The sequence below is a fragment of the Pseudoflavonifractor phocaeensis genome (assembly GCF_021531815.1).
GTDB lineage: Bacteria > Bacillota > Clostridia > Oscillospirales > Oscillospiraceae > Lawsonibacter > Lawsonibacter phocaeensis_A.
This window is the reverse complement of record NZ_JADYUM010000004.1, coordinates 54,681-67,745: the sequence shown is the minus strand read 5'-3', so window position 1 is coordinate 67,745 and position 13,065 is coordinate 54,681. Positions and strand designations below refer to the sequence as shown.

The following is a 13,065-nucleotide window of genomic DNA, read 5'->3' as shown; positions in this document are numbered from 1 at the left end:
TGATTTTACTTAAAAGGACACAAAGCTGTATTTGATTTCCTTCTCCGCACAATATGCCATCAATTTGGAAGACGGCATTTCCGAACCAAATTCCCTGGTAAGGATATCGTTCAAGCTGAGTTCCAAGCTATATTTCATCCTTAGCAGAGCAATGATTTCCCTGGTATTATCTGCATCAAGGGTAACGTGGTACTCATATTCGTCCTTACCGTTTACCTTCTGGCATGCAGCACCATGATCTTCACCATTGAGAGCCATACAACCAGACTCTACAACAATCTCTGCGTATCGTTCTTTTTTATTGATCAGAACGTATTTTGCATCCTTAAGATCCTGATCAACCAGATCCCAGAACTGCTTGTACCACTCATCCTCAAGGCGTTCCGCGTATTCCCGGGTGACAAGCGTACAATCATCATCAATCTGGTTTTCATGGAACCAGGTTTCTTTCCATGTCGGACTTCCCTTATCAAAGCGATAGGCAGTTCCATCCATACAGACCTGCAGAATGTAGTCGTCATAATATCCAGGAGGACATAACTCATGGACCTCATAGAACGCAACAAATATATCCTTAAAGAGGCCCACCATCTCCCAGTAAACACGACTTGCATTTTCGTCCGTCTGCATATCCCAAAGGGAGTCCTGGATGCCAGAATAATACCATGCTTGCTTTTCTTTTGGAGCGTTGAACCGGCTCCATAGATCATCGCCTAGGGCAATATAATCCGATGCAATGCTACGGAGATTAGAGACCTTATCTGCCATTACCAACATTTTCATACGCGGACTGGCCTCAGCCAACTCCTGAATAGCATGAGTCTTTCGTTCTTCCCAAGTCTTACTCTTATCTTCACTGTGGCCTCCGACAAGAGCAGCAACATCAGTACCGAATACTTCCGCAATTTCCTCTACCGTAGTATCTGTATCCTCCACGGTATCGTGCAGCAGCCCAGCAATCAGAAGGTTTGTATCCGCGTTCATGGATCGCAGAATATTCATCGTTTCCAGGGGATGAACGATATAGGGAGTCGTTGTTCCCTTACGGAGCTGACCGGCGTGCTTATTGGTTGCAAAATGAATTGCTTTCTCCAGGAGATGATTCTCACGCTTGTAATCATCAGCGGAAGGCTGTCTTGCCTCCATGACGATCTGAAGAATGCCCTTGGGAAGTCTGCAGGTAATCCCGAAGGGATTGATCATAATTCCCTTCACACTGTCAGACTCCAGAACGGCGTTGATGAACACGTCGATGAACTGAGACACAACAGCTGTGGGTTCTCCCTTATCCAGTTCTTCCTGGCTTGTAAAGCAGGCCAGATAGATTTCACCTTCTTCATTCGGCAGGCCACGCATGTTGAAGGTATGCGGATCTTCTGGATCAGGAAACTCGACCGGCAGAAGAACATGACCATCGGCTACCATGCGTTGCTGGATCGCATAGACCAAGTTCATGACGGTATCATCATTCATGTTGGCATTGGCTTCTGCCAGTGCTTTTTCAATGATATCATTTCCAATCAGGAACTTGTCTTCCATCATCGCACCTCCTTCAGATGCGCATCAAAGTGCTCCAGAACGGCTCTCATATCATCAGGCAACCTGAGTCGGCACTCTTCCTTCAGCGCCTCAGGGACGCCGTAAAAGCCTTCTGCGATGCTTCCCGCAATGGCAGTCAGCGTGTCACAGTCTCCACCAAGGGAAACTGCAGTGCGAATGACATCCTCAAAGCTTTCACCTTCCAGGAAAGCAGTAATAGCCTCAGGAACTGTCTGCTGGCAGCTCTCAATGTGCCGATAGTCAGGCCGGATCTCATCACAAGTGCGACTCAAATCGTACTGGAAGTTCTTAACGATGTATTCCTTAATCTCATCCTTACTGTGACCAGTGCGAGCCAGATAGATAGCAGCTGCAGTTGCCTCAGCTCCCTTAATCCCCTCGGGGTGATTATGGGTAATCTCGGCAGACATGCGTGCGGCCTTCCGGACGGCATTCATATCGTTATAGAGCCAGGCAATAGACGAAACGCGCATGGCAGAGCCATTACCGAAACTGTTGTAAGGAATAGGCTTCTGGACCTGAAGCCACAGGTTAAACCGGACACCATAGCCAGCACGCGGATACTTCTTGCCCCACATTCGCAAACCATTAATCAACCGGTTCGTAGTCCATTCATCAGCAGCATTAGGATGCGCATCCAAAAAGGCGTCAGCAACAGCGATAGTCATAACGGTGTCGTCCGTAAAACGGGATCGCTCAGAAAACAGCGGGAAATCTTTCGTTTTATCTCCGCGATTAAACTCATAAGGGCTACCAATGATATCACCCAGGATTGCACCGTACATTACTTCTTCCCCCTCTTCTCATAGTCCTCGTCAATACGCGCCTTCCAATCACCCGCAATACCGCATCCCATGCGGACGCTACAGACGGCATCTGCAATCACATCAAAGTTGAGTGCTGTACCTGCGGAGTCACAGTTATAATTAGCAGCATGGTCCTCAGCAATGCCGAATCGCTTTGCCTCAGCTGCAGCGTCGATGTTTGCACCAAGGAACAAAAACTCCCAGCCGTACTTTTCTTTCTGACGTTCAATCATCTTACGGACTTTGGTGTAGTCATAGTGATGGCTGGCGTTCTCCATACCGTCCGTCGTGATGACAAACAGCGTCTTTTCCGGTCGATCCTCAGGTCTTGCGTACTTATGGACATTGCCGATGTGGTGGATCGCTCCGCCAACGGCGTCAAGCAGTGCTGTGCAGCCACGCACAAAGTACTCTTTGTCGGTCATACGAGGCACCTGATCCAAGCGTACACGGTCATGGATTACCTCAGAATCGTTGTCAAACAGCACGGTGGAGACTACCGCGTCACCGGGTTCCTTACGCTGCTTCTCGATCATGGAGTTAAAGCCTCCGATGGTGTCCTGCTCCAACCCGGACATGGACCCGCTACGGTCCAGGATAAATACTAATTCTGTCATTTTGAAAACCTCCATTCGTTGATTACACCTAAAGTTTAACGAGTGGAGGTCTTCAAATGGTCGCATGAAAGGCGACACTTTTTATTCAGATCCTATCAGTGGTTGATCGTAACGGAATAGTACTGCGTCGATCTCAAATACATTGTAGTTACCATGAGTAATGAAGTACTCAATGATAATATCGAATTTGCTGCTGTGCGACAGCGTATAGCCTGCCCGACCAATAAAGTTCTGGGTTTCTTCCAAATTCAATTCCAGAGCTAGGGCGAAAGCCACGGCTGTTACCTTAGAAGGCTTATAGGCCGGGGTATTACGGATCTTCGAAAAGAGCTTGCGATCTACATTGGCCTTCTTATAAATTTCGGAGTCCTTCTTTCCCGTTTTATCAATCAGTTTCAGCAAAGTCTCCGTGAAACCGGCATCGGTATTCTGGAGCAGATCATCCAGATTATCAGGAGATACAACAGATGCGATGCCCATCGCAGCAGATATGCATTCGTCTGCCTCCTGCCGGAGTTCCATCTTTCTGCGCAGATGGCGCTGCAGGTTTAGTTCCCGCTTGATCTTTTCCAGTTCTGCATCTCGGACGTCTCGCTTGTTTTCGATGCCATACTCATCCAGGGTCTTATCCAGGATGTAATTTTCATCAATGAAGCTCTCAACGGAATGGAATAGCTTCTCGGACAGCTCGAAGGCATTCTTACTGAACACGACCAGATAGATCTGCATCTCATGCTCCATTAGGAATGAGCTGAATGCATTAATAGCGATCTGCAGAGCCAATGGCTTGGGAAATCCATGATTTCCTGCAGAGAGTAAAGGAAATGCAATTGACTCACACTGTTGATCGAGAGCTGCCTGCAGCGCCTTATCATAGCACTGCCGAAGCAGCTGCTCTTCACCATGTTTACCGCCCTGCCAAATGGGACCAACTGCATGGAGTACATACTTGGCGTCCAGTTCAAAGCCGGGTGTGACAGCAACTTCCCCGACACCAATCCTTCCAACTTGCTCTCGTGCAGCAAGAAGCTCCGGACCTGCCTTTTTATGTACGCCTGCATCGACGCCGTAACCAATAATCGGCTTTGGGTTCGCAGTATTGACAATGGCGTCAACATGCATATTCACTATGTCGTTTCGAACGATTTCAAATGGCATATTTTCGCCTCCCGTCAAACTTGATTTAGATATTGGGATAGATCTTCATCATCTTCTCAATGCGGTTTTCCTTATCAATGCCATCCTCATTCTGAGTGACAGTAATACGGTAGATCTCCGCATCTTCTTCCTCTTCTCTGGCCATATCGCAGATGGAATATCCATCATTCAGGGCTTCCATATACTTGTCGCCACAGAGTAGATACTGACCCATTTCATCACGAGAGAGTCTGGACTCATCAATTGCACGCAGGAACGGCTGATAGGTGTTCTCAGACCATTTGGTTTCCGTCATCATGACAGAGAACAGATACGGAGTCTCTTCAACGCTATCCCAGCTGTACTTGCCATAACTGCCGGGCCGGAAGAAATCGTACTTCACATAGTAATAGCGCCACGGATACAGCTTGTCTTGTTCGCAACCCTTAATGAAAGCTTCTTTAATGAAGTCAAGGTACTCATCAGAGAAGTCTTCTTTGCTGGCCAGCAGTTCCTTCAAGATGCGCTTAGTTTCATCGAAACCGGAATTGTTACGGCTTCTATGGAACAGGGCTCTCCAGGCCTTGGTATTTCTTCTGGACGAGGTGCCCAGCTGGTAACGCCAACCATTACGCTCTTTCTGACCGTAGAATCCGATGGACATAAGGGCACAATCGATCTTATCCCAATCGCAATCAAACAGTCTGCCAAACCGGACAAACTGTTCCGGATTCTCCAGTCCAACAATGCCGATCTGACCCTGCAGCAGCTCATGGTCCTCGAGAGCAAATAGATCTTCCGCATACTCAGGATGCTCTTCCAACCAGACAATCTTCTCTGCCTCTTCCTGCAGCTGACTCGGATTCATGGACTTTTCAAATGCTGCATCCACCACACCGGTCAGGATGATTTCCTCGACCTGACGCAGAATGGTGGGCATACGGTTACCACTGGTACGACGTTCACTGTCACTGATTTCGTCCTCGGAGTTCTGGATCAGGTTATTAACGATTCTCAGTCTCCGGGCAAAGTCAGTTTCAGATACATCAGTGCGGTGCTCCAGATAGGTCACAAAAGCGAAGAGCAGAATGATGCGGCCTAAGGGGAAACTTCTGTTGCCGTTACCAGCAATGTCGGCATATGTACGCAGACAGTCCTCAAAGATATCCAAAGCATAACGGGTCTCAATCTGGATCTTCCCTGCCTCATGTTCATAGGAAATAAACTTCAGCAGAAAATCGGTGGGAGTCACATCTCCCAAGGAGCACCAGCAATCGAAATAGGACTCCAGCTTTGTGATGTTCAGCATTACGTTCTCAGCTTCCGGAGAGAAGTACTCCTTCAGCAGGTCGAACTCATTATCGCTCTTACCCTGCGTGGTGCCGCCTGCCTGATAGCAGATAATGTCACAAACAAAGCGGAAGTAACGGAGGAACTCATCGTCAATGATGTTATCCTCACCACGGTAGAACCAGAGCATATCGGTCCAATCGATGTCGATCTTACGGAGGATACGCTTTGCGGTAGCTTCATCCACCAAACGCAGAGAGTGCTCTAGCTCGGCCTTAAAATGCTCGAACTGGGTCAGCGGCTTACCACGGGAGTTCATCTTGATATAGAGCTCATCCGTCAGGCCCATGTCCTTAATAGGCAGGAAATAGAACGAAATTGCGCCATCCTTCAATTTACTCCAAGTGTCAGGGACATCGGAGAACTTGGCATCAATAGCATCCAGCATAACCAGCATGGAGCTGATGGTGGGATCCTTCTCCCAATCCAGAGGGAACCACGCCTGATCAACAATCTCTTCGGAGATCTGCTGGGTAAAGGACGGGGTATACTTGCGAATCAGACAATCACAGAAATCGCGAGCGCTGTACCTGGTTTCATAGCTGAAATTATTCAAGAAGGCATATTCTTCCTCTGCCACCTCTCCCCTCTTCGCTGCATACCAATGGAGCAGGAACAGGGTTGTCAGGCGCTGCTGGCCATCCAGCGGCGTCATAACGCCATTACTGTCGATATCTCCATAAACAAAGTCCAACGTAATGGGTGCCTCGGTCACGGCTGCTCGCAGGGAATTGAGGAAGCGATCACGAATACGAGCTACATCAGTGTCTTTCCGGCCCTGCGCATAGTCACGCTGGATGATAGGAATCACAATCTTCTGGACGGTTACATTCTCCTCTTCAACCGGGAATGCTGCGGAAAAGATATCAATGAAAGTGTGCAGTGCGGTACCCATTATTCATCCTCCTTTTCCACAGAGATCGGTTCAGCAAGGTACTCCTTCAGAACCTCGTTGATATAGCCTACGTAAGCAATCCGGTCTGCCTGTCCCCAGAAGTGCAGCTGGTTCTTGGCAGAGGGCGTATAGTACTTGAGAAACACCATCTTGGTGCAGAACGGGATATACTGGCCTCTCTTGTCCATCTCCACGATTTCATTTCGCTTAACATCAAACGTAGAGTTGTTCAATGCAGCATTGTCGCTGGTATTCAGAAGTGCGAGGTTGGCAATCGAATGCAAATACTCAGTATTGCCTTCTGCAGAGAGCAGGTCAATCACACGCTCCTCCAGCCGCTCAAACTCCTGACGCTCCAGACCATCCTTATCAATGGCTGCCTGCATCTCAGCAATCAGTGCCTCTTCCCCAACGTTCAATGCCTGTACAGAGGGAATATGGAGTTCCAGCCACTTCTTCCACTGTTCCTGCTTCCGCATACCCTCAGAGTTCTGAGCATGAATATGCTCCAAGCTCCAGGCTACCTTACCAGTTCCCTGGTACTTGAACCGATCAAATGGGAACCGCTGAGAATGTCCATCAATTTGACGGACGGACTCCACGTTAAACAGGAGCAGAAGTCTGCTGATTCGATCGTAATCATCGCTATTCTCATAACTCAAGTCGCCATAGTTGGACTTGATTGCAATAGACTCGCGGATGAGAGCATCCAGGGCAACGGTGAACTCGCTCTTCTTTTTATCCTTGGACAGGTTATATATGGTCTGAAGCGTTACTTTTCCGGAAGCGATCAGATAGCCGATTTTATGATAGAGCTCGTGGTTCTCGTACCAGTCCTTCAGGATGAGGAAGGTATGCTGGATGGATCTCCAGATCTCATTCATATCCTCTTCCTTCTTCCTGGCATCAAAGTAGAAGAAAGTATAGTACTTCTCTTTGCTATCTGCCTGCTTCTCGGAAATCAGATCCAGGATCAGGTCAATGCGCGTCTGATATGCAGTTTTGATGCTGTTAGTAAGGAAGTACCAGAGAGAATCGTTATGCAGTTCTTTCTCGATGGTATCCCACTGCAGAGAGATCTCTTCTTGCTTCTCTCGCGTCATGGCAGCATTACCACTCTGACTTAGGAACATGGCCTTTACCAGTTCAGCACTGGTCAGTGGAATTTTCCGATGTTCAATCGTGCAAATAGAGCGATAGCATCCTCTGACTCATCCACCTCATACCAGATGATCTTCACCTTTTCGTCAAAATAGGTGTTGATATTGGTGAGTGTAGATTTCTTGTCCTTCGTCGCGAACCAAGAAGCAATCGTCTCATAAGCATTGCAGATAAACCAGAAGTCGATATTATCTTCTTTCTGGCTTAGGTCTATGGACTTCAAAAACTCCTCTGACTTCTCTCGAGTCTCATAGCGTAGGGTAAACTTAGGCTCATCCAGAAAGCCAGAACTGGAGATGTGCATGTACTTGTAAATCAAATACAGCGTAGTCAAACGCTGTTGGCCGTCAATCAGCTCATAGCTGTCGCCCTGTTTTCTGACTACAACCGGCTGCAGACAGTAGCTTTTAGGTCCATTGGTGTAAATGTCATCCAGAAGTCTGGTGACCTCATCCGCACCCCAACGATAGCCACGCTGGTAGGAAGGCACAAAGAAATTACCTTCAATGGATCCAACCAGTTTTGTCTCCAATCTGATTTCAGATTCATACATGCTCATAAGGGCAGTCCTTTCGGCGCAAACGCGCATTGTTTTCGACTTAATTGTACTCTTATCCAGGAAAATTCTCAAGAGCTGTACATGCTCACTTGCAAGGGTTACGGGATATACTCACTTGCTGTCCTACCCGTTTTAGAGTTCTTAAGACAGGCAAAATAGAATGTCTTTGCCAGCTGCTTAATCTCATCATATTTCGCTGTCTTCTCAGCCCAATCTCTCGGGATCTGACGTTCGCCGTACCAAAGTCCGGCCAGAGCGCCTGCAACCGCAGCTGTTGTGTCTGTATCCCTGCCAAGATTGACCGCTTTTAGGACGCACTCAGTATAATCAGATGTCGTAAGCAAACACCAAAGTGCGGCCTGCAGTGTGTGGAGCACAAATCCTGTGCTTTCAACCTCAGATTCAGACCACTTATCTACCTTAGCTAGAGACTCAAACTCAGGATAAACAGTAGCGAATTCCGGTCTGTTTCGATAGTATTTAAGGCCGGAAATAATGCCCCCCATCGCTGCATTATGGAGGTCTCCTCCACAGGTCATTTGGAATACAACCGAGCAAAAGATTCCGCAGGCCATCTGACAGCGAACATGGGCATGCGTACATTTGGATGTGTTGTGAATAATATCTGCTGTTCTATCATCCAGCGCCCAGTTGCCGTATTGACCAACCAGATACAAAGCAGTCGGCATGATCCGCATGAGTGATCCGTTACCGCAGGTATTCTCTGCCAGCTCTCCGCATTCCAACGCCGGTGTCTTCTTCATATAACGGAAGATTGCATGTTTTGTGGCACCACCTACGTCAAAGACTTCATCGCGAGCTGTATTTGATGAATTCCAAAGCCAGTCGGCAAACCGGTACATCTGGTCATCGTAATCGATGCCCTTCTCAATGATAGAGTCAATTGTGCAAAGCGTCATGCTGGTGTCATCGGACCAGGTGCCAGGAAGCTGCTCATGCGCACCACCACCAATCATATCGGTAATCGGTGCCTCCATCAACTCTTCCCTGCTCATGAACTCACCAGGTACTCCCAGTGCATCACCTACGACAGAACCAAGGATTGCCCCTTCAATAAACTGATAGTAGTATTTCATTTCGCCGAACATAATGACCTCCAGTCACACTCAGTCAAAACTCGCTATCGTGACTCTTGAAGAAATCCCGGTAGATTCTGACATTATCCAGTTCCGTCCATTTCCGAGGCTGTGGGGGCGTCGAATCCAAATCATATACCTTCGCACCCTCCATAGATAATAGGAACGGCGAGTGAGTTGAGATAATGAACTGGCACTTGAAAAATCGTACTGAGTCCTCAATAAACCGCTTTAGTTCCAACTGCAGTGCAGCGGACAAGCTGTTCTCAGGCTCATCCAGTAGATACAAAGCATTTTCCTTGATGGAATCCGTAAAATAAACCAGGGCACTTTCGCCGTTTGATTGTTCCTGCACATTGCGCATCAACCGGTCCTTCACGAATTGTGACTGAGACTTCGACTTTGCGTCAGAACGTCTCCTAAACTCCTCATAATCGTCCAGAGACTTCAGCTGGTATGGTTCGTATTTATCACTGACGTATCTATCGAACAGCTTCACTCTTTCTGTATCGATGCCTTCGTTGATGCAACGGATGTCTAAAAGATAGTCGAAAACATCATCACTGGTGATAATACGGCTATGCTCCGGTATTCCATGTCCTCTGGTCTCTTTATAGGTGCATAGGCGAACATAATCGTCATAAAAATCGCTCCGATTAAACACCGCACCACGTTGGATCTTCAAACGTTCAGCGATGACATTCAGGATTGTTGATTTGCCGCTGCCGTTTCCTCCATACAGGATAGTGATCGGTTCAAACTCAAATGTCGGAAGATCTCTATAGCGAAACACGCCAAATGGATACTTTGTTGTGTAACAGGTTCTTCGTGCTTTAACGTTTGTGGGATCACAAAAGAACCCTTCCTCCGCAGATCTGGACAGCATAGTAAATTCACGTAAATAGACCATCATACACGTCCACCTTTATCAAAGCATCGCATCATAATCCTCGATGCGATCAATCCACTCAAGTTCTTTTTCCTTCTTTGCAGCATCATCAATGATGGTCAGCTTTGGGTTTGCCTTCAAAAGCGCTTTCTTCATCTCACGCTGCTCACGTTTTGTGGTGGGCACGAATTTCTTTCCACCCCACCAAGTCTTTACAAGCTTCTTCGTAATATCTACAGGCGGTAGTTCCTGCTTCTTCTTTCTACCAAACATCAGACTCGCACTCCCAGTTATGGATTGCAATTACCGCAAGGAGATTGTCCCGCATCGACAGCTGCCTGTCTGGAATCGAAATAAATACGGTTCTTTTCTGCGGGAAGATTCTTGCAAGTAGGTAGATGGAACTTCTTAGAGTTCTTATTCCCGATATACTCCCCTACATCATCAGGCTCGTCCGCAGCTGGTGTAACCACAACAGTCGGATTGGTCTGAACGCTTTCATTTTTCGTAGTTGTAAAGGAAACCGTCTTGCCATCGCTTGAGCATACAATATCGCCCTGCAGGTCGTTTCGATATACCTTCACATCGGCATCACGTAGGCGACTCAGAGTATCTTCAGTCGGATGACCGTAGGAATTGTCCTTACCTACCTGGATGACCGCATATTGGGGCATGATTTCTCTCAGGAACGGATAGCTCGTACTGGTGTCGCTGCCATGATGTCCGACCTTCAAGACCGTGCTGGAGAGGTTATAGCCCGCATCAAGGATATCCGCCTCAGCTGTGCGCTCGGCGTCACCAGTAAATAGGAAGGATGTCTCCCCGTAGGTCACCTTCAAAACGATAGATGTATCGTTCGGATCATCATAGTTTTTCTGTGGACCAAGGATCTGCACATGAGCGCTGCCCAGCATAAACTCATCACCGGCGCTCGGAACCGTAATGTCTATCCCCTGCTTATCCAGGTATTTGACCATGCTATCGAAGGTCTTGGAATCATAGTCTGTCACAGGACAAAAGGCAGTATCAACGGTGGCATAGTTCAGAGCACCGGACAGACCGCCAATGTGATCCGAATGCGCATGGGAAGCAACCATATAATCCAGATGGCTGACGCCATGCTGCTTCAGATACGCATACACCTTACTGGACTCAGAGGACTCGCCACCATCAATGAGCATGGCATGTCCGTCACAGAGTACCAGAGAACAATCACCCTGGCCAACGTCAAGGTAATGCACCTCAAAGGTAGAGTCTGCAGGTAACTCAGCAGGTGGAATAACGGTCACATCGTAATTTCCCTCTTCCGGAGGCATCGTAGTATCTGTGCTGTTATCATCCGGAGCCTGTGGAGTCGTTGTATCCTCATCCGGTGCTACGTTCTCGGTACCCGAGTTCTCTTCTTCAGAACCCGTTTCATTACCGTTCACATCTTCGATGACGCTACTGGTCCCGGAGTCCGGATTCTGTGTGCCAGAATCCTCTGGCGTGTCCATGAAGCTGCCAATAATAGCAAGCAGGACAAGGACGATCACAATCGGCTTAAGTAGCTTCTTTTTCCTTTTTTTCATGATTTCCCCCTAAGACGGCCTATGGTAACTCAGCTTACAATCCCATTGTAACGGCTCAGCTGTCCCATAATCCGTACTACGTGAATGAAATACGGTATTAACCATCATTCAGAAAACTTTCAAAATCAATAACCTATTTTGGGTCATATACCCTTTTTGCTCATTCTGAAAAGTACTTATTTTTCCTATACTTAACTTAGTATATACATAAGGATGGTAAGATCGATGGGTATAGACACAAAACTCTGCGGCTCTCGTATCCGCGCTGTAAGAAAAGCCCGTAAGATGACTGCCTATAGACTGGCAGAAATGATTGGGTTAAGTGAAGTCTCTCTGACTCATATTGAGTGCGGTTCTCGAGGTCCAAGCCTGCAGACGATCTACAACATCGCAGAAGCGCTGGATACCTCTATCGATTACCTCACTGGCAGGGTCAATAAGCCCGAAGAATTAGTTCCGGCACCGATGATCGAGGAGCAGAATCTGACTGACAAACAGGTACAGATGCTCAAGGACATTGCAAAAGCTGTTACGCCTATCATCAAAAAGAACACCTAATCATCTCAGGATGCAGACCCAAATCGGGTTTGCATCCTTTTTCTAGTTCATCCGTCTATCTATAAGTCAGAATTGAAGTTCAGGTACCAATTTGATAGAATACATTCGAGATATAAACAGGTATTTGCAGAGGTGAGAATATGGCAATGTGGAATCCATGGAGAGGTTGCAAAAAGTGTAGTGAAGGATGTCTGCACTGCTATATCCACAAAGGTGACGCAAAGCGCGGAGTTGACACAAGCATTATTGAAAAAACAAAGGACTTTGCAAAGCCGATTGAGCGCTTGAAGAACGGCAATTACAAAATGAAATCAGGCACTGTATATACCTGTTTTTCCACCGATTTTCTGATTGAAGAAGCAGATGTATGGCGCAAAGACTGCTGGCATATGATCAAAGAACGTAAGGATTGCACCTTTCTTTTTCTCACAAAGCGCATCGACAGATTCATTCGTTGTATCCCCGATGATTGGGGTGACGGCTATGAAAACGTGGTGGTTTGCTGTGCGATAGAAGATCAAAAGAATGCAGACTACAAGCTCGGTATATTTTCAAAGCTCCCGATCAAGCATAAGTGCATCACCGCACAGCCGCTTATAGAGGCCATCAACATAGAACAACATCTTGACGGTGTTGAGCTTGTGGTCGTCGGTGGTGAATCGGATACGAATGCAAGGCCGCTTGATTACGCTTGGGTTCTGGATGTTAGAGACCAGTGTATTCGCAAAAACGTATCCTTTGAGTTCAGACAATGCGGATCTCATTTTATTAAGGATGGCAAAAAATACAAATTGCAAAAGAAAGACCTATGTAGTCAAGCAAGAAAAGCTGGAATAGATTTTAAGTCACACAGACAATTCTAATT

General features: G+C 47.2%; 13 protein-coding genes. 2 read left to right on the top strand and 11 right to left on the bottom strand.

Annotation, left to right across the window (positions count from 1 at the left end; translation table 11 throughout):
* Window positions 1–9: 9 nt before the first annotated feature.
* From I6E42_RS03635 to I6E42_RS03585, 11 genes are all read right to left on the bottom strand, one after another.
* Window positions 10–1,542 carry an SseB family protein gene (locus I6E42_RS03635; RefSeq protein ID WP_235370573.1) on the bottom strand — a complete coding sequence of 511 codons (1,533 nt, stop codon included), beginning with the start codon at window positions 1,540–1,542 and terminating at the stop codon, window positions 10–12.
* Window positions 1,539–2,345 (bottom strand): ADP-ribosylglycohydrolase family protein, encoded by an 807-nt coding sequence (locus I6E42_RS03630; RefSeq protein WP_235370572.1) that lies wholly within the window; start codon window positions 2,343–2,345, stop codon window positions 1,539–1,541. Before I6E42_RS03630 ends, I6E42_RS03635 begins: the two co-directional genes overlap by 4 nt.
* Window positions 2,345–3,061, bottom strand: coding sequence for a vWA domain-containing protein (locus I6E42_RS03625; protein WP_459559316.1), 717 nt, complete (start codon window positions 3,059–3,061; stop codon window positions 2,345–2,347). Before I6E42_RS03625 ends, I6E42_RS03630 begins: the two co-directional genes overlap by 1 nt.
* 3 nt (window positions 3,062–3,064) lie before the next feature.
* Window positions 3,065–4,141 (bottom strand): macro domain-containing protein, encoded by a 1,077-nt coding sequence (locus I6E42_RS03620; RefSeq protein WP_235370570.1) that lies wholly within the window; start codon window positions 4,139–4,141, stop codon window positions 3,065–3,067.
* 25 nt (window positions 4,142–4,166) lie between these two features.
* Entirely contained in the window at window positions 4,167–6,365 is a 2,199-nt protein-coding gene (locus I6E42_RS03615) for a DUF262 domain-containing protein (RefSeq protein WP_235370569.1), read from the bottom strand.
* Window positions 6,365–7,468 carry a GmrSD restriction endonuclease domain-containing protein gene (locus I6E42_RS03610; RefSeq protein ID WP_235370568.1) on the bottom strand — a complete coding sequence of 368 codons (1,104 nt, stop codon included), beginning with the start codon at window positions 7,466–7,468 and terminating at the stop codon, window positions 6,365–6,367. The genes I6E42_RS03615 and I6E42_RS03610 overlap by 1 nt, the downstream gene beginning before the upstream one ends.
* Window positions 7,469–7,521: 53 nt before the next feature.
* The gene (locus I6E42_RS03605; RefSeq protein ID WP_235370567.1) at window positions 7,522–8,085 is read right to left on the bottom strand and encodes a DUF262 domain-containing protein; all 564 of its coding nucleotides are present in this window, start codon (window positions 8,083–8,085) and stop codon (window positions 7,522–7,524) included.
* Between the two features lie 98 nt (window positions 8,086–8,183).
* Window positions 8,184–9,194 carry an ADP-ribosylglycohydrolase family protein gene (locus tag I6E42_RS03600; protein WP_235370566.1) on the bottom strand — a complete coding sequence of 337 codons (1,011 nt, stop codon included), beginning with the start codon at window positions 9,192–9,194 and terminating at the stop codon, window positions 8,184–8,186.
* Window positions 9,195–9,216: 22 nt separating this feature from the next.
* Window positions 9,217–10,092 (bottom strand): AAA family ATPase, encoded by an 876-nt coding sequence (locus I6E42_RS03595; protein ID WP_235370663.1) that lies wholly within the window; start codon window positions 10,090–10,092, stop codon window positions 9,217–9,219.
* Window positions 10,093–10,110: 18 nt separating this feature from the next.
* Window positions 10,111–10,344 carry a hypothetical protein gene (locus tag I6E42_RS03590; RefSeq protein ID WP_235370565.1) on the bottom strand — a complete coding sequence of 78 codons (234 nt, stop codon included), beginning with the start codon at window positions 10,342–10,344 and terminating at the stop codon, window positions 10,111–10,113.
* A 17-nt stretch (window positions 10,345–10,361) separates the two neighbouring features.
* Window positions 10,362–11,642 carry a ComEC/Rec2 family competence protein gene (locus I6E42_RS03585; protein ID WP_235370564.1) on the bottom strand — a complete coding sequence of 427 codons (1,281 nt, stop codon included), beginning with the start codon at window positions 11,640–11,642 and terminating at the stop codon, window positions 10,362–10,364.
* Between the two features lie 225 nt (window positions 11,643–11,867).
* On the opposite strand from I6E42_RS03585, the gene I6E42_RS03580 reads away from it, so the two are divergent.
* Entirely contained in the window at window positions 11,868–12,200 is a 333-nt protein-coding gene (locus tag I6E42_RS03580; protein ID WP_235370563.1) for a helix-turn-helix domain-containing protein, read from the top strand.
* Between the two features lie 140 nt (window positions 12,201–12,340).
* Window positions 12,341–13,063, top strand: coding sequence for a DUF5131 family protein (locus I6E42_RS03575; RefSeq protein ID WP_235370562.1), 723 nt, complete (start codon window positions 12,341–12,343; stop codon window positions 13,061–13,063).
* Window positions 13,064–13,065 lie beyond the last annotated feature (2 nt).